The organism is Pseudomonas abietaniphila, assembly GCF_039697315.1.
Classification (GTDB): domain Bacteria; phylum Pseudomonadota; class Gammaproteobacteria; order Pseudomonadales; family Pseudomonadaceae; genus Aquipseudomonas; species Aquipseudomonas abietaniphila_B.
Genome location: NZ_CP155619.1, coordinates 3095885 through 3113258 on the forward strand (window position 1 = coordinate 3095885; position 17374 = coordinate 3113258).

Consider the following 17374-nt stretch of genomic DNA (forward strand, 5'->3'; position numbering starts at 1 on the left):
CGGCCGATGCGTATCGGCCGGGGTTTTTGTTGGGGCGATTGAACCTTAGAAATCCAGGTTCGAGACCGCCAGGGCGTTGGCTTCGATGAAGTCGCGGCGAGGTTCTACGGCGTCGCCCATCAGCGTGTTGAAGATCTGATCGGCAGCGATCGCGTCTTCGATGGTGACCTTCAGCATGCGACGCACGCTCGGGTCCATCGTGGTTTCCCACAACTGATCAGGGTTCATTTCACCCAGACCTTTGTATCGCTGAATGGTGTGGCGCTTGGTGCTTTCGGCCATCAGCCAGGCGAGGGCTTCCTTGAACTCGGTAACCGGCTTCTTGCGCTCGCCACGTTGTACGTAGGCACCTTCTTCAAGCAGCGTGCTGATCTGCGCGCCCAGAGCGGTAACGGTCTTGTAATCGTTACTGCCGAAGAAGTCGCGGTTGAACGTCACGTAGTTGGACAGACCGTGAGAGATCAGTTCGACCTCCGGCAACCATACGTTACGTTCACGGTCTTCCCGCAGGCTGGCCTTGTAAACCAGACCGGATTTTTCGCCGACACGCAGGCGCTCGTCGAACTTGGCCAGCCAGTCCTGCATAGCGGCGTGATCCGACAACTGTTCCATCGCTACAGGCGGCAAGTACACGAAGTGCTCAGTCAGCTCCTGAGGATACAGACGCGACAGACGCTTGAGCGTCTTCATGACCATACGGAAGTCATTAACCAGCTTTTCCAGTGCAGGACCGGAAATCCCAGGCGCCGACTCGTTCAAGTGCAGGCTCGCATCTTCCAGGGCCGACTGCGTCATGTACTCTTCCATGGCGTCGTCGTCTTTGATGTACTGCTCTTGCTTGCCTTTCTTGACCTTGTACAGCGGCGGCTGAGCGATATAGATGTAGCCGCGCTCGACCAGCTCCGGCAACTGACGGAAGAAGAATGTCAGCAGCAGGGTACGGATGTGCGAACCGTCGACGTCAGCATCGGTCATGATGATGATGTTGTGATAGCGCAGCTTGTCGATGTTGTACTCGTCGCGACCGATGCCGCAGCCCAGTGCGGTGATCAAGGTGCCGACTTCCTGCGAGGAAATCATCTTGTCGAAGCGGGCTTTTTCAACGTTCAGGATCTTGCCCTTGAGCGGCAGGATGGCCTGAGTCTTACGGTTACGTCCCTGCTTGGCGGAACCGCCAGCAGAGTCACCTTCCACCAGATACAGTTCGGAGAGGGCAGGGTCCTTCTCCTGGCAGTCAGCCAGTTTGCCTGGCAGACCGGCAATATCCAGGGCGCCTTTACGGCGGGTCATCTCACGCGCTTTACGCGCAGCTTCGCGGGCACGGGCCGCGTCGATCATCTTGCCGACAACTGCCTTGGCTTCGTTCGGGTTTTCCAACAGGAAGTCAGAGAAGTACTTACCCATCTCTTGCTCGACTGCGGTCTTCACCTCGGAAGAAACCAGCTTGTCCTTGGTCTGCGAACTGAACTTCGGATCCGGAACCTTAACCGAGATAATCGCCGTCAAGCCTTCACGCGCATCATCGCCAGTGGTCGCGACTTTGTGCTTCTTCGCCAGACCTTCCTGCTCGATGTAGTTGTTCAGGTTGCGCGTCAGCGCGGAGCGGAAGCCCACAAGGTGAGTACCACCGTCCCGCTGAGGAATGTTGTTAGTGAAGCACAACAGGTTTTCGTTGAAGCTGTCGTTCCACTGCAGGGCAATCTCGACACCCACGCCGTCATCGCGCTGAACGTTGAAGTGGAAGACCTGGTTCACGGGCGTCTTGTTGGTGTTCAGGTATTCGACGAATGCACGCAATCCGCCCTCGTACTTGAACAACTCTTCCTTACCGCTGCGCTCATCTTTAAGGACGATACCTACACCAGAGTTCAGGAACGACAGTTCGCGAATGCGCTTGGCCAGGATGTCCCAGCTGAAGTGGATATTCTTGAATGTCTCGGCGGAGGGTTTGAAATGGATCTCGGTGCCCGTGGTGTCGCTCTCACCGACGATTTTCATCGGCTCTTGTGGAACACCATGAACGTAGGTCTGTTCCCAGATTTTGCCGCTGCGGCGAACGGTCAGGTTCAGCTCTTCAGACAGTGCGTTCACAACGGAGACACCTACACCGTGCAGACCGCCGGATACTTTGTAGGAGTTGTCATCGAACTTACCGCCAGCGTGTAGCACGGTCATGATGACCTCTGCTGCGGAGACGCCTTCTTCCTTATGCACATCAACCGGGATTCCGCGACCGTTGTCGCGCACGGTGATGGATTCGTCCGGATGGATGATGATGCTGATATCGTCGCAGTGGCCAGCCAAAGCTTCGTCGATGGAGTTATCCACCACTTCAAACACCATGTGGTGAAGACCACTGCCATCGTCCGTATCGCCGATGTACATACCGGGACGCTTGCGTACGGCATCAAGTCCTTTCAGCACTTTAATGCTGGACGAGTCGTACGTTTGATTTTCGCTCATGCATTCACTCCCGATGGTCGTGGGTCTGGGTGATACTGCCATGTTCCACGTGGAACAAAGCCACTGGCGTTTCCGTCTGCCAGCCTTCCCTCAACAATTCATGATCTACACAGGTGATAAATACCTGGCAGCGTAATTCTTCCAGCAAGCGACACAATGCGCTGCGGTGATGCTCGTCGAGCTCCGATGGCAGATCGTCGACGAGATAAATACATTGGCCGCGGCGAGCCTGACTAACGAGATGGCCTTGAGCAATGCGTAACGCGCAGACCACGAGTTTCTGCTGTCCGCGTGACAGGATGTCCGCCGCGTTATGGCCACCGAGCCTAAGACGCAAATCAGCGCGCTGCGGTCCTGCTTGCGTGTGACCCATCTGCTGATCGCGATAGAGAGATGAGGCGAGCACAGTGCTCAAGTCTTTCTCTTTGTCCCATCCGCGGTAATAACTCAGGGTCAAACCTTCAAGCTGAACCAGTTCGCTTAACGTCTGCTCGAACACGGGTTTCAGGGCTTTGATATAAGCCCGGCGAAACTCATCGATTTCGTCACTGGCAAGGCACAGTTCCCGGTCCCAGGCCGCCTGCGAAGCGCCGTCAAGTGTACCATGCCGAAGCCACGAGTTTCGCTGCCGGAGGGCCTTCTGAAGACGCTGCCAAGTGGGCATAAAGCGAGGTTCCACGTGGAACACTCCCCAATCCAGGAACTGGCGACGGATCTTCGGAGCACCTTCAAGGAGGCGAAAACTGTCAGGATTGATCAGCTGCAGCGGCAACGTTTCCGCCAGTTGCGCCGCACTTTTAGCGTTTTGCCCGTCGATACGAATTTGAAATTCGCCTTGGCGATCACGGGAAATACCTAGATTGCTGTGCCCACCTTCAGCAAGTTCAACCTGTCCGAAGACGGTGCACGCAGGCTGTTCATACTGGATAACGGGTTGCAGGCGAGCGCTGCGGAACGAACGAGCAAGCCCAAGCAGATGGATCGCCTCGAGGACACTGGTTTTACCACTGCCGTTGGCGCCATAAAGAATATTGATGCGAGGAGAGGGGGAGAAGGTCACCGGGTGCAGATTGCGCACCCCGGTGACCGAGACGCGACTGAGAGACATCTATCGTCTGCTGATTACAGGCGCATCGGCATGACAACGTAAGCCGAATCGTCATTGCCGGACTCTTGAACCAGCGCACTGCTGTTCGAGTCGGAAAGGATCAGACGCACTTGCTCAGTGGTCATAACGCCCAACACGTCGAGCAGGTAGCTTACGTTAAAGCCGATTTCCAACGAGCTGCCGTTGTAGTCCACGCTGATTTCTTCTTCTGCTTCTTCCTGCTCAGGGTTGTTTGCCTGAATTTTCAGCTGACCGCTGGCCAGTTGCAGACGAATGCCGCGGTACTTCTCGTTCGACAGAATGGCGGTACGGCTGAATGCTTCGCGCAGCGCCTGACGATCACCCACCACCAGTTTGTCGCCACCTTTAGGCAACACGCGCTCGTAGTCCGGGAATTTGCCGTCCACCAGTTTCGAGGTGAAGGTAAATTCGCCGGTCGTTGCGCGAATGTGATGCTGACCCAGCACGATACTGACAAGACCGTCCTGCTCGGTGAGGAGGCGTGCCAGTTCCAGGATACCCTTGCGCGGCACGATGACCTGATGACGATCAGCGTGCTCAATCTCTGCAGCCATCGAGCACATCGCGAGACGGTGGCCATCGGTAGCGACAGCGCGCAGAACGCCTGATTGCACTTCCAGCAGCATGCCGTTCAGGTAATAGCGAACGTCTTGTTGAGCCATGGCGAAGCTGGTGCGCTCGATCAAACGGCGCAGCTTGCTTTGCACCAGGTTGAACGTCAGCGAACCTGGACCTTCTTCTACCGTCGGGAAATCATTGGCCGGCAACGTCGACAAGGTAAAGCGGCTGCGGCCGGCCTTCACGACGAGCTTTTGCTCATCGACTTTGATATCGATCAAGGCGTCGTTCGGCAGGCTTTTGCAGATATCCATGAGCTTGCGAGCAGGTACAGTGATCTCGCCCGGTTCAGCAGGCTCTTCCAGCTGAACCCGTCCAACCAGCTCGACTTCCAGGTCGGTACCGGTCAAGGACAGCTGTTGTCCTTCGACAACCAGCAACACGTTCGACAGAACCGGCAAGGTCTGGCGGCGTTCTACAACGCCCGCGACCAGTTGCAGGGGTTTCAACAGGGCTTCGCGTTGAATGGTGAAATGCATGGTCTAGTCCCTTGCCTTGAAAAGCTGCGTCAGCATCACGTAGTCAAAGTACGCAGCAGGTTCTTGTAGTCCTCGCGGATATCCGCATCGGATTCTTTAAGCTCATTGATCTTGCGGCAGGCGTGCAGCACGGTGGTATGGTCGCGCCCACCGAACACATCGCCAATCTCCGGCAAACTGTGGTTGGTCAATTCCTTGGACAACGCCATCGCGACTTGCCGCGGCCGTGCAACCGACCTGGAACGACGTTTCGACAGAAGGTCGGAGATCTTGATCTTGTAATACTCAGCGACAGTGCGCTGAATGTTATCCACACTCACCAGCTTGTCCTGCAATGCCAGCAGGTCCTTGAGCGACTCGCGAATCAGCTCGATGGTGATGTCGCGTCCCATGAAGTGGGAGTGAGCGATGACACGCTTGAGCGCACCCTCCAGCTCACGCACGTTGGATCGAATGCGTTGCGCGATAAAGAAAGCGGCATCGTGTGGAAGTTCGACCTTCGCCTGATCTGCTTTCTTCATGAGGATCGCCACACGGGTTTCCAGCTCGGGCGGTTCGACCGCTACGGTCAATCCCCAGCCAAAACGGGATTTGAGACGCTCCTCAAGCCCTTCGATTTCCTTTGGATAACGGTCGCTGGTCAGGATGACCTGCTGGCCGCCTTCAAGGAGGGCGTTGAAGGTGTGGAAAAACTCTTCCTGTGAACGCTCTTTGCGCGCGAAAAACTGAATGTCATCGATCAGCAGGGCGTCGACAGAGCGATAGAAACGCTTGAATTCATTGATGGCGTTCAGTTGCAGCGCTTTAACCATGTCTGCAACAAAACGCTCCGAATGGAGATAAACAACCTTCGCATTCGGGTTCTTCTTGAGCAGGTGGTTACCCACAGCGTGCATCAAGTGGGTTTTACCCAAACCGACACCACCATAAAGGAAGAGCGGGTTGTACCCATGCTTGGGGTTATCCGCGACCTGCCACGCTGCCGCCCGCGCCAGCTGGTTGGACTTACCTTCGACGAAGTTCTCGAACGTGAAGGTGCGGTTCAGGTAGCTGGTGTGCTTGAGCGCTCCTTCAACCTGAACATTGCGCTGCTCAGCACGAGCCGGGGCCTGCTGAGAGCTTGCGCCTGCCATCGGATCGAAACTTGCGCGCGAAGGTTCGTCATCTACATCCAGCGCTACTTGCACCACCGGCGAAGCAGGTGCTGACGCGGGCGTGGGAGCCGGAGCAGATGAACCGGGGGCGTGGTTTGCTGCGCTTTGAGCAGCCTGCGACGCGGCAGCGGCAGCCGCCAACGGAGCATTGGGCGCGGCCCGGGGAGCAGAGCTTCGTTTGCTGCCTATTAATAAGGAAAGGGAAGGCGCAATGCCCTGGCCTTGTTCCGCCAACAATTCGAGCACGCGACCAAGGTACTTTTCATTGACCCAGTCAAGCACGAACCGGTTGGGCGCATAGACACGCAACTCGTCGCCTTCGGCTTCGACCTGTAGCGGACGGATCCAGGTGTTGAATTGCTGGGCAGGCAGCTCATCGCGCAAAAGCTCCACGCACTGCTGCCAAAGTTCCACTGACACGGATATCCCCTAAGTTTCGAAAGCCGGTGAGGCAAAAACAAGCGCCCATTGTAACCACCCCCAGCAGACTTATCCACATGTAGGTCGCTAACGGGCATCTCAAAATCAACATCTTATGAGGATAAATCCCGACCGGTGGCATGTGCATAAGCCCTGTGGATAACCATAACTCAGCCCATTGCATAACTCGGGTCGGAAATCTGTGGGTAACTGCCCTGTGGATAACGTCACGTTTCACACACAGGTTTTCCGAGGGCGCAGCACAGGACCGACACCGCTTTTAGACAGAGTTGTGATTCTCTGTACACCGCGATTTAAAGGCGCTTAAGCTACTTATCCACAGAGAGCAGCGACCCCAGTCTTTATAAGCTTTACAGAAAAGCTTTAAATACTTTCCTTCTTTATTTTTATGTCTAAGGTTCCGATGTGTCACTCCCGACCGTGCCTGTCCCCTCAGGAATGCACATAAGAAGTAAATGGAAGAAACGTTGGTTGGAAATTGACCTGCGAGCTTGCTTTCTCTAGAATCCCCGGTCTCTTAAAACGGGGGCCATTCCGGCCCGTTGTGGACGAACCAGGTAACACGCCATGAAACGTACTTTCCAACCCAGCACTATCAAGCGCGCCCGCACCCACGGTTTCCGTGCTCGTATGGCCACCAAAAACGGCCGTGCAGTTCTGTCGCGTCGTCGCGCCAAAGGCCGTAAGCGTCTGGCAGTTTGATTAATCGGTACAGGTGGTGAGTCGAGACTTCAGTCGGGAAAAGCGTTTGCTGACACCCCGGCATTTCAAGGCAGTCTTTGACTCCCCCACCGGCAAGGTTCCGGGGAAAAATCTCCTGCTCCTTGTGCGCAACAACGACCTGGATCACGCCCGCTTGGGATTGGTGATCGGTAAGAAGAGCGTGAAGCTCTCCGTCGAGCGCAATCGCTTGAAACGCCTGATGCGCGAATCGTTTCGCCACCACCAAGACAACCTGATTGGTTGGGATATCGTGGTTGTCGCGCGCAAAGGCTTGGGTGACATTGAAAACCCCGAATTGATTCAGCATTTCGGCAAGCTCTGGAAACGTCTGGCGCGCAGCCGGCCAACCTCAGAAGTCAAAACCGAAACTGCGGGGGTAGACAGTCCTGATGCGTAAACTGGCGCTCGTTCCGATCCAGTTTTACCGCTATGCCATTAGTCCTCTGATGGCCAGTCACTGTCGTTTCTACCCCAGTTGCTCCTGCTACGCGTACGAAGCCATTGAAAATCATGGCCTGGTGCGCGGCGGCTGGCTGACCTTGCGTCGCCTAGGTCGCTGTCATCCGTGGAATCCCGGTGGTTTCGACCCGGTTCCACCAGCTCCCACCTCCCGTTCCTCTTCGATGGCCGAGTAATCATGGATATTAAACGCACGATCCTGATCGTCGCCCTGGCAATCGTGACCTATGTCGGTGTCCTGAAATGGAACCAGGACTATGGTCAGGCTGCCTTGCCGACTCAGAATGTTGCCGCCAACACCAATACATCCGCTCTTCCTGACACTCCGCAAGGCACGGCTGCTGCCAACGCAGACGTTCCGAGTGCAACAGGTGAAGTCGCTGCACCGACCGAAACTCCGGTCGTTGCCAGCAAAGACTTGATTCAGGTTAAAACCGATGTGTTGAATCTGGAAATCGATCCAGTCGGCGGTGATGTGGTGCAACTTCGCTTGCCACTGTATCCGCGCCGTCAAGACCATCCGGAAATTCCGTTTCAGCTGTTCGATAATGGCGGCGAGCGTACCTTTCTGGCACAGAGCGGCCTGACGGGCGCAAACGGTCCGGATGCCCGGGCTTCAGGTCGCCCTGTCTACGTTGCGACTCAGAAAAGTTTTCAGTTGGCCGATGGGCAGAACGAACTCGTTGTCGATTTGAAATTCAGCGATGCCGGCGTCAACTACATCAAGCGTTTCACCTTCAAACGCGGCCTGTATGACCTGACCGTTTCTTATCTGATCGATAACCAGAGCGCTCAGGCGTGGAACGGTAATCTGTTCGCTCAGCTGAAACGCGATGCAAGCGCAGATCCATCGTCGACAACCGCCACCGGCACCGCCACTTATCTGGGTGCGGCCATGTGGACACCGTCGGAGCCTTACAAAAAGGTTTCGATGAAGGACATCGATAAAGGCTCGGTGAAAGATACGGTTCAAGGTGGTTGGGTCGCCTGGCTGCAGCACTATTTCGTGACGGCCTGGATCCCGAACAAGGCTGACAGCAACACGGTAACCACTCGCAAAGACAGCGCGGGTAACTACATCATCGGTTTCACCGGTCCAGCATTGACCGTTGCGCCAGGTGCGAAGGCTGAAACGACCACCACGTTGTACGCCGGTCCGAAGAGCCAGGCCGTGCTTAAAGAGTTGTCCCCAGGTCTGGAACTGACCGTCGACTACGGCATCCTGTGGTTCATTGCCCAGCCGATTTTCTGGCTGCTGCAACATATCCACAGCATTGTGGGTAACTGGGGCTGGTCGATTATTTTCCTGACCATGCTGATCAAAGGGCTTTTCTTCCCTCTGTCCGCAGCAAGCTATAAATCGATGGCACGTATGCGTGCCGTTGCGCCACGTCTGGCGGCCCTGAAAGAACAGCACGGCGACGACCGTCAGAAGCTTTCGCAGTCGATGATGGAGCTTTACAAGAAAGAGAAGATCAACCCGCTGGGTGGTTGCTTGCCAATTCTTGTACAGATGCCAGTGTTCCTGTCGCTGTATTGGGTATTGCTGGAAAGCGTCGAGATGCGCCAGGCGCCTTGGCTGCTGTGGATAACCGACCTGTCGATCAAGGACCCGTTCTTCATCCTGCCGATCATCATGGGCGCGACCATGTTCATTCAGCAGCGTTTGAACCCCACCCCTCCGGATCCGATGCAAGCCAAGGTCATGAAGCTGATGCCGATCATCTTCACCTTCTTCTTCCTGTGGTTCCCGGCGGGTCTGGTGCTGTACTGGGTTGTAAACAACACCCTGTCCATCACTCAACAGTGGTACATCACGCGCAGCATCGAAGCCAAGGCCAAAAAAGCCGCCGCTTGATCTACCCTGTGAATAAGTCTCTCAGAACGCCCCCTCGTGGGGCGTTTTGCTATCCGTCAGTTATTCAGGAGCCGGGCCATGAACGTCCCTCGTGAAACCATCGCCGCGATTGCCACCGCCCAAGGACGAGGTGGCGTTGGCATTGTGCGTATCTCCGGTCCCTTGGCCGCCGCCGCCGCAAAGGCGATCATTGGAAAAGAACTGCAGCCTCGTCATGCGCACTATGGCCCATTCCAGGACGAGTATGGGGAGGTGATAGACGAAGGCATTGCCCTGTATTTCCCCGGACCGAACTCCTTCACGGGCGAAGATGTTCTGGAGCTCCAAGGCCATGGTGGCCCTATCGTTCTGGATATGTTGCTGCAGCGCTGTGTACAACTGGGAAGCCGGCTGGCACGCCCCGGCGAATTCAGCGAACGGGCGTTTCTTAACGATAAGCTTGATCTTGCCCAGGCTGAAGCCATCGCTGACCTGATCGAAGCCAGTTCTGCACAAGCGGCGCGCAATGCGTTGCGATCCTTGCAGGGTGCGTTCTCTCAACGTGTGGATAACCTCACCGAGAAACTGATCAGCTTGCGGATATACGTAGAAGCCGCCATCGACTTTCCGGAAGAAGAAATAGACTTTTTGGCTGATGGGCACGTCCTCAGCATGCTGGATGACGTTCGGCTTCAGTTATCCACGGTCTTGAGAGAGGCCAATCAAGGTGCGCTTTTGCGTGACGGCATGACCGTCGTGATCGCCGGTCGACCGAATGCTGGCAAATCCAGCCTGCTCAATGCGCTGGCCGGACGGGAAGCAGCGATCGTCACCGAGATTGCCGGCACGACCCGTGACGTGCTGCGTGAACATATCCACATCGACGGCATGCCGCTGCACGTTGTTGACACTGCAGGCCTTCGCGATACCGAGGACCAAGTAGAACGGATTGGCGTCGAAAGGGCGCTCAAGGCTATTTCGGAAGCTGACCGGATACTCCTGGTGGTGGACGCCACAGCGCCGGAGGCGGTCGATCCGTTTGCCCTCTGGCCTGAATTCCTTGAACAGCGTCCGGATCCCGCGCAGGTCACGCTCATCAGAAACAAGGCCGATCTGAGTGGTGATCCCGTAGGACTTGAGGTCAGTGAAGATGGCCATGTCACGATCAACCTCAGTGCCAAGGCCGGCGGCGAAGGGCTTGAGCTTCTGCGAGATCATCTGAAGGCGTGCATGGGTTATCAACAAACCTCTGAAAGCAGCTTCAGTGCTCGACGTAGGCATCTGGAGGCGCTGCACAAGGCCAGTGCCTCGCTCGAGCACGGCCGCTCGCAGCTGACCCTGGCGGGTGCGGGTGAACTGCTGGCTGAGGATCTGCGCATTGCTCAGCAGTGTCTGGGAGAGATCACCGGCGCGTTCAGCTCTGACGATCTGCTGGGACGAATCTTCTCGAGCTTCTGCATCGGCAAATAATCGCGGTTTTTCTCCACAGACAGGTCATTTTCCGACCTGTCTGCCCTTGCTTTATCCCCCTCCTAAAAATTAATCCACTCCTCTGAGCGTCAGAGCGCATTCGTACGCGCAATTTTCGTCCGTCCAAAGGAGGCTAGCCGGCCGGATAAGCCCTGTGCATAACCACGATTCAGCTCAGTTGATAAGTGGGCCTCAAATCGGAGGATAACCTCGCCTGTGGACAACCATCACTTTAATCCACAGGCTTAGACACGTTATCCAAGGGCCTCATCGGCACATGAACACAGACTTTTAAATCTCTGTACAGCACGTAATATATGGCCTGTAGAAATCTATCCACAGAAAGGGGCCTCTCTAAACATAAACATAAAAACAAAGATTTTATAAATTTCTTTCTTTTTAATTTCTTTAACCGCCTTTCATCCACAGCTGGTTAAATTTTGCGCAAAAGGTTCCTTTCAGGGGGGCGAAGTCCCTATACTTGCCGCCAATTTCCTATTCCCCCCAAAAAACAGGCACGAGGTGCGTGGTGGATTTCCCTTCCCGTTTTGAAGTGATCGTCATCGGCGGCGGTCATGCCGGTACCGAGGCAGCACTTGCGTCTGCACGCATGGGTGCGAAAACCCTGCTGCTTACGCACAACGTGGAAACCCTCGGGCAAATGAGCTGTAACCCCGCGATCGGCGGCATCGGAAAAAGTCATCTGGTTAAAGAGATCGATGCGCTCGGGGGGGCAATGGCCGCCGCCACCGACCTGGGCGGTATTCAGTTTCGCGTGCTCAACAGCCGCAAAGGCCCGGCAGTGCGGGCTACTCGTGCTCAGGCTGACCGAATTCTCTATAAGGCAGCTATCCGCGAGATCATTGAAAACCAGCCGAACCTGTGGATATTTCAGCAGGCCTGTGACGATCTGATTGTCGAGCAGGACCAGGTACGAGGCGTGGTGACCCAGATGGGTCTGCGTTTCATGGCGGACTCTGTGGTATTGACCACCGGCACCTTCCTCGGCGGACTTATCCACATCGGTTTGCAGAATTACTCCGGTGGTCGGGCAGGTGATCCACCGTCCATCGCGCTCGCACGTCGTCTTCGCGAATTACCCCTGCGCGTCGGACGTCTGAAGACCGGTACGCCTCCACGCATCGATGGTCGTTCTGTGGATTTCTCGGTGATGACCGAGCAACCTGGCGATACGCCTATCCCTGTCATGTCGTTCCTGGGTTCCAAGGAACAACATCCACGTCAGGTCAGCTGCTGGATTACCCACACCAACGCGCGCACTCACGAAATCATCGCTGCGAACCTCGATCGTTCGCCGATGTATTCCGCTGCCGGCGAAATCGAAGGTGTCGGCCCGCGTTACTGCCCGTCGATCGAAGACAAGATCCATCGCTTTGCCGACAAGGAAAGCCACCAGGTCTTCATCGAACCAGAGGGCCTGACCACGCATGAGCTTTATCCGAACGGGATTTCGACTTCGCTGCCATTCGATGTGCAGTTGCAGATCGTGCGATCGATTCGAGGCATGGAAAACGCCCACATCGTTCGTCCGGGTTACGCCATCGAGTACGACTATTTCGATCCGCGAGACCTGAAATACAGCCTGGAGACGAAAGTCATCGGCGGCCTGTTCTTCGCTGGGCAGATCAACGGCACCACCGGTTACGAAGAAGCCGGCGCACAAGGTTTGCTCGCCGGTGCCAACGCAGCACTGCGTGCTCAAGGCAGGGAAAGCTGGTGCCCGCGTCGCGATGAGGCGTACATCGGCGTGCTTGTGGATGATTTGATCACCCTGGGTACGCAAGAGCCTTACCGCATGTTCACGTCTCGTGCTGAGTACCGGTTGATCTTGCGCGAAGACAACGCAGACCTGCGCCTGACCGAGAAGGGCCGCGAGTTGGGATTGGTCGACGATGCCCGATGGGCTGCGTTCTGTGCCAAGCGCGAAGGGATCGAGTTGGAAGAGCAGCGTTTGAAATCGACCTGGATCCGTCCCGGGACCGAGCAGGGCGACGCCGTTTCCGCGCATTTCGGAACGCCACTGACCCACGAATACAATCTGCTCAACCTGCTGAGCCGTCCTGAAATCGACTACGCCAACCTCGTTGCGTTGACGGGCCAGGGTTCAATCGATCCACAGGTCGCCGAGCAGGTTGAAATCAAAACCAAGTACGCCGGTTACATTGATCGCCAGCAGGACGAGATTGCTCGTCTACGTGCCAGCGAAAATACAAAACTGCCGGACGACATCGACTACACGGCCATTTCCGGCCTGTCGAAAGAGATTCAAAGCAAGCTGGGGATAACGCGTCCTGAAACGCTTGGTCAGGCTTCGCGCATTCCCGGTGTGACGCCGGCAGCGATCTCGCTGTTGATGATTCACTTGAAAAAACGCGGCGCGGGCCGTCAGTTGGAGCAAAGCGCTTGAGTTCTATGGTCACCCCGCAGCATGCAGAAGAATTGAGCCAAGGCGCCCGCGAGTTGGGCGTTGATCTGAGTGAAGTCCAGCATGAAAAACTGCTGGGCTATCTGGCATTGCTGATCAAGTGGAACAAGGCCTACAACTTGACCGCTGTCCGTGATCCAGACGAAATGGTCTCTCGCCATCTGCTCGACAGCCTGAGCGTGGTGCCGTACATCCAGGGCGAACGTCAACTCGACGTCGGCAGCGGTGGCGGCATGCCCGGTATCCCGCTGGCGATCCTGTTTCCGGACATGAACGTCACGTGTCTGGACAGCAATGGCAAAAAGACTCGGTTTTTGACCCAGGTCAAACTCGAGCTGAAACTCGACAATCTCCAAGTTATCCACAGCCGTGCAGAGGCGTTCCAGCCGGAACAGCCGTTCACGGGAATCATCTCCCGCGCGTTCAGCAGCCTCGAAGACTTCACGCAGTGGACGCGTCACATGGGGGATACCCAGACGCGATGGCTGGCAATGAAAGGTCTGCATCCGGCTGACGAACTGGTAGCATTGCCCGCAGATTTTCGTCTGGAAAGCGCGCAAGCCTTGGCCGTACCGGGTTGCCAAGGCCAACGGCATCTGCTGATACTGCGCCGCACGGCATGACAGGGAACACACGCAAGAATGGCTAAGGTATTCGCGATAGCGAACCAAAAAGGTGGTGTGGGTAAAACCACCACCTGCATCAACCTCGCAGCGTCGCTGGTCGCTACCAAGCGTCGGGTGTTGTTGATCGATCTCGATCCACAGGGCAACGCCACCATGGGTAGCGGTGTGGATAAACATGGGCTGGAACATTCCGTCTACGATCTGTTGATCGGCGAATGCGACCTGAACCAGGCCATGCACTTTTCCGAGCACGGCGGTTATCAACTGCTGCCTGCCAACCGCGACCTGACCGCCGCTGAAGTCGTCTTGCTGGAAATGCAGATGAAAGAAGCCCGCCTGCGCACAGCGTTGGCGCCGATTCGCGAGAACTACGATTACATCCTGATCGACTGCCCCCCATCCCTGTCGATGCTCACGCTCAATGCCCTCGTGGCGGCGGACGGTGTGATTATCCCCATGCAGTGCGAGTACTTCGCACTCGAAGGTCTAAGTGACCTTGTGGATAACATCAAGCGCATCGCCGAGCTGCTCAATCCTCAGCTCAAGATCGAAGGCTTGTTGCGCACGATGTACGACCCGCGCCTGAGCCTGATCAACGATGTCTCTGCCCAGCTTAAGGAGCATTTCGGCGATCAGCTTTACGACACGGTGATCCCACGCAACATTCGACTGGCCGAGGCCCCGAGTTTCGGGATGCCGGCGCTGGCTTATGACAAGACCTCTCGCGGCGCCCTGGCTTATCTGGCCTTGGCGGGCGAAATGGTTCGCCGTCAACGCCGCGGATCCCGCGCCGCCGCCCAGCCCACTTAAGGAAATCCCATGGCCGTCAAGAAACGAGGACTCGGACGTGGGCTGGACGCGCTGCTGAGCAGCCCCACCGTCAGCGCGCTGGAAGAACAGGCTGTTCAAGCCGACCGACGCGAGCTACAGCACATTCCGCTGGATCTGATCCAGCGCGGCAAGTATCAGCCACGCCGGGACATGGATCCGCAGGCGCTGGAAGAACTGGCCAACTCGATCAAGGCTCAGGGTGTCATGCAGCCGATCGTAGTGCGCCCGATCGCCGACAACCGCTTCGAGATCATCGCCGGTGAGCGTCGGTGGCGTGCCAGCCAACAGGCAGGCATCGAAACGATTCCAGCGATGGTGCGTGACGTGCCGGATGAGGCCGCTATCGCAATGGCGCTCATCGAGAACATCCAGCGCGAAGACCTCAATCCGATTGAAGAGGCCATCGCGCTGCAGCGCCTGCAGCAGGAATTTCAGTTGACCCAGCAGCAGGTTGCAGAGGCTGTGGGTAAGTCTCGGGTGAGCGTGGCCAACCTTTTGCGTCTTATCGCGCTGCCAGAGGTGATCAAGACTATGCTGTCCCACGGTGACCTTGAAATGGGTCATGCCCGGGCCTTGTTAGGTTTGCCGGAAGAAAGGCAGGTCGACGGGGCGCGACATGTTGTCGCACGCGGGCTTACCGTGCGCCAGACTGAGGCACTCGTACGGCAGTGGTTGAGTGGCAAGCAGGAGCCTGCCGAACCCGTCAAAGCCGATCCGGATATCACACGACTCGAGCAGCGTCTGGCCGAGCGCCTAGGCTCTGCGGTGCAGATTCGCCACGGTCAGAAGGGAAAAGGCCAGTTGGTGATCCGTTATAACTCACTGGATGAGTTGCAGGGCGTCCTCGCCCACATCCGCTGAAACACATCGTGCGTAGCGTGTAGTCGGAAATCACTACCCGGCAGTTGAATAGGGGCTGAACCGCCCCTATACTCTGCGCGCATTTTGTCGGCACAAATTATGCCAAGTTATTGATTTTGGCGGCTGGCATACGAGGAGCCCATGTGATGGAGACACGCACGCCAAACCGCTTGCCATTCCATCGTCTGGCTGTTTTCCCGGTACTGCTGGCTCAATTGATTGTCTTGTTGCTGGCAGCGGTGACGCTTTGGCAGTGGCATGGAGTCGTAGCTGGATACTCAGGGCTTTGCGGAGGCCTGATAGCTTGGCTGCCCAATTTGTACTTTGCCCATAAGGCGTTCCGGTTTTCCGGTGCCAGGGCTGCCCAAGCCATCGTTCGGTCGTTCTACGCCGGCGAGGCAGGCAAACTGATTTTTACGGCAGTGCTGTTTGCACTGACCTTCGCAGGTGTGAAGCCGCTGGCCCCGCTGGCGGTTTTCGGCGTGTTCATGCTGACCCAGTTGGTCAGCTGGTTCGCACCCCTGCTAATGAGAACAAGACTTTTGAGACCTTAGGGCGTTTGAGGCAACCATGGCAGAGCAAACAGCTTCGGGCTATATCCAGCACCACTTGCAGAACTTGACCTTCGGTCATTTGCCTGACGGCACTTGGGGCTTCGCGCATTCCGCAGCAGAAGCAAAAGAAATGGGCTTTTGGGCTTTCCACCTCGACACGCTTGGCTGGTCGGTGGCGCTGGGCCTGATCTTTGTCCTGCTTTTCCGCATGGCCGCTAAAAAAGCGACCTCCGGTCAGCCTGGCGGTCTGCAGAACTTCGTCGAAGTCCTGATCGAATTCGTCGATGGCAGCGTTAAAGACAGCTTCCATGGTCGCAGCGCGGTCATCGCGCCGCTGGCACTGACTATTTTCGTCTGGGTTTTCCTGATGAACGCGGTCGACCTGGTGCCGGTTGACTGGATTCCACAGTTGGCGGTCATGATTTCCGGCGATCACCACATTCCGTTCCGTGCGGTGTCGACGACCGACCCTAACGCAACCATCGGCATGGCGCTTTCGGTCTTCGCACTGATCATTTTCTACAGCATCAAGGTCAAGGGCATTGGCGGTTTCATCGGCGAGTTGACCCTGCACCCGTTTGGCAGCAAGAACGTTGTCGTCCAGGCGCTGTTGATTCCTGTGAACTTCCTGCTTGAATTCGTGACTCTGATCGCCAAACCGGTTTCTCTGGCTCTGCGTCTCTTCGGCAACATGTACGCGGGTGAACTCGTGTTCATCCTGATCGCGGTCATGTTCGGCAGTGGCCTGTTGTGGCTCAGCGGTCTGGGCGTGGTACTGCAATGGGCGTGGGCTGTATTCCACATCCTGATCATCACCCTGCAAGCGTTCATCTTCATGATGCTGACCATCGTTTACCTGTCGATGGCTCACGAAGATAACCATTAAGACCCGCCTGGCGAGTCTGATGATCCCCTCATTGCGGTGAGGGGGCGCCCGCAAGGGCTTGATGTAAAAAACGATTTTGTTTTACCGCTTTAATCTAAAAAAACCTAACCAATACGACGTAAAAGTCGGGAGGAAAGATGGAAACTGTAGTTGGTCTAACTGCTATCGCTGTTGCACTGCTGATCGGCCTGGGCGCTCTGGGTACTGCAATCGGTTTCGGCCTGCTGGGCGGTAAATTCCTGGAAGGCGCAGCGCGTCAGCCAGAAATGGTTCCAATGCTGCAAGTTAAAATGTTCATCGTGGCTGGTCTGCTCGACGCCGTAACCATGATCGGTGTTGGTATCGCTCTGTTCTTCACTTTTGCGAACCCCTTCGTTGGTCAACTCGCTGGCTAATC

16 protein-coding genes are annotated in these 17374 nt (G+C 56.3%); 12 read left to right on the forward strand and 4 right to left on the reverse strand.

Annotated features, from left to right (window positions below; genetic code table 11):
• Positions 1–45 precede the first annotated feature (45 nt).
• Genes gyrB through dnaA form a run of 4 tightly spaced genes read right to left on the reverse strand, consistent with a single transcriptional unit; the run spans position 46 to position 6263 of the window.
• The gene (gyrB, locus tag ABDX87_RS13780) at positions 46–2463 is read right to left on the reverse strand and encodes a DNA topoisomerase (ATP-hydrolyzing) subunit B (protein ID WP_346833326.1); all 2418 of its coding nucleotides are present in this window, start codon (positions 2461–2463) and stop codon (positions 46–48) included.
• A 4-nt stretch (positions 2464–2467) separates the two neighbouring features.
• Positions 2468–3571 carry a DNA replication/repair protein RecF gene (recF, locus tag ABDX87_RS13785; protein ID WP_346833327.1) on the reverse strand — a complete coding sequence of 368 codons (1104 nt, stop codon included), beginning with the start codon at positions 3569–3571 and terminating at the stop codon, positions 2468–2470.
• A 14-nt stretch (positions 3572–3585) separates the two neighbouring features.
• Positions 3586–4689 carry a DNA polymerase III subunit beta gene (gene dnaN, locus ABDX87_RS13790; RefSeq protein WP_346833328.1) on the reverse strand — a complete coding sequence of 368 codons (1104 nt, stop codon included), beginning with the start codon at positions 4687–4689 and terminating at the stop codon, positions 3586–3588.
• Positions 4690–4724: 35 nt separating this feature from the next.
• Positions 4725–6263 carry a chromosomal replication initiator protein DnaA gene (gene dnaA, locus ABDX87_RS13795; RefSeq protein ID WP_346833329.1) on the reverse strand — a complete coding sequence of 513 codons (1539 nt, stop codon included), beginning with the start codon at positions 6261–6263 and terminating at the stop codon, positions 4725–4727.
• 588 nt (positions 6264–6851) lie between these two features.
• Between dnaA and rpmH the strand changes: the two genes are divergently transcribed.
• The 12 genes from rpmH (at position 6852) to atpE (ending at position 17372) form a co-directional block, all read left to right on the forward strand.
• Positions 6852–6986: a 50S ribosomal protein L34 gene (gene rpmH / locus ABDX87_RS13800; RefSeq protein WP_002551315.1), complete on the forward strand. Its 135-nt coding sequence runs from the start codon at positions 6852–6854 to the stop codon at positions 6984–6986.
• A gap of 16 nt (positions 6987–7002) precedes the next feature.
• Positions 7003–7404 carry a ribonuclease P protein component gene (gene rnpA / locus ABDX87_RS13805; RefSeq protein ID WP_062386236.1) on the forward strand — a complete coding sequence of 134 codons (402 nt, stop codon included), beginning with the start codon at positions 7003–7005 and terminating at the stop codon, positions 7402–7404.
• Positions 7397–7642: a membrane protein insertion efficiency factor YidD gene (gene yidD, locus ABDX87_RS13810; protein WP_062386233.1), complete on the forward strand. Its 246-nt coding sequence runs from the start codon at positions 7397–7399 to the stop codon at positions 7640–7642. Before rnpA ends, yidD begins: the two co-directional genes overlap by 8 nt.
• Before the next feature lie 2 nt (positions 7643–7644).
• Positions 7645–9324 carry a membrane protein insertase YidC gene (gene yidC / locus ABDX87_RS13815; RefSeq protein WP_346833330.1) on the forward strand — a complete coding sequence of 560 codons (1680 nt, stop codon included), beginning with the start codon at positions 7645–7647 and terminating at the stop codon, positions 9322–9324.
• Between the two features lie 78 nt (positions 9325–9402).
• Positions 9403–10773: a tRNA uridine-5-carboxymethylaminomethyl(34) synthesis GTPase MnmE gene (mnmE, locus tag ABDX87_RS13820; RefSeq protein ID WP_346833331.1), complete on the forward strand. Its 1371-nt coding sequence runs from the start codon at positions 9403–9405 to the stop codon at positions 10771–10773.
• A 529-nt stretch (positions 10774–11302) separates the two neighbouring features.
• The gene (mnmG, locus tag ABDX87_RS13825; RefSeq protein WP_346833332.1) at positions 11303–13201 is read left to right on the forward strand and encodes a tRNA uridine-5-carboxymethylaminomethyl(34) synthesis enzyme MnmG; all 1899 of its coding nucleotides are present in this window, start codon (positions 11303–11305) and stop codon (positions 13199–13201) included.
• A gap of 5 nt (positions 13202–13206) precedes the next feature.
• The gene (gene rsmG / locus ABDX87_RS13830; RefSeq protein WP_346833514.1) at positions 13207–13842 is read left to right on the forward strand and encodes a 16S rRNA (guanine(527)-N(7))-methyltransferase RsmG; all 636 of its coding nucleotides are present in this window, start codon (positions 13207–13209) and stop codon (positions 13840–13842) included.
• An 18-nt stretch (positions 13843–13860) separates the two neighbouring features.
• A complete protein-coding gene (locus ABDX87_RS13835) occupies positions 13861–14655 on the forward strand; it encodes a ParA family protein (protein WP_062386221.1) in 795 nt (264 codons plus the stop codon).
• Between the two features lie 9 nt (positions 14656–14664).
• Positions 14665–15537: a ParB/RepB/Spo0J family partition protein gene (locus tag ABDX87_RS13840; RefSeq protein ID WP_346833333.1), complete on the forward strand. Its 873-nt coding sequence runs from the start codon at positions 14665–14667 to the stop codon at positions 15535–15537.
• A 146-nt stretch (positions 15538–15683) separates the two neighbouring features.
• Positions 15684–16091, forward strand: coding sequence for a F0F1 ATP synthase subunit I (locus tag ABDX87_RS13845; RefSeq protein WP_074757410.1), 408 nt, complete (start codon positions 15684–15686; stop codon positions 16089–16091).
• Positions 16092–16107: 16 nt separating this feature from the next.
• Entirely contained in the window at positions 16108–16977 is an 870-nt protein-coding gene (gene atpB, locus ABDX87_RS13850; RefSeq protein ID WP_074757408.1) for a F0F1 ATP synthase subunit A, read from the forward strand.
• Positions 16978–17114: 137 nt separating this feature from the next.
• The gene (gene atpE / locus ABDX87_RS13855; RefSeq protein WP_002555987.1) at positions 17115–17372 is read left to right on the forward strand and encodes a F0F1 ATP synthase subunit C; all 258 of its coding nucleotides are present in this window, start codon (positions 17115–17117) and stop codon (positions 17370–17372) included.
• Positions 17373–17374: the final 2 nt, after the last annotated feature.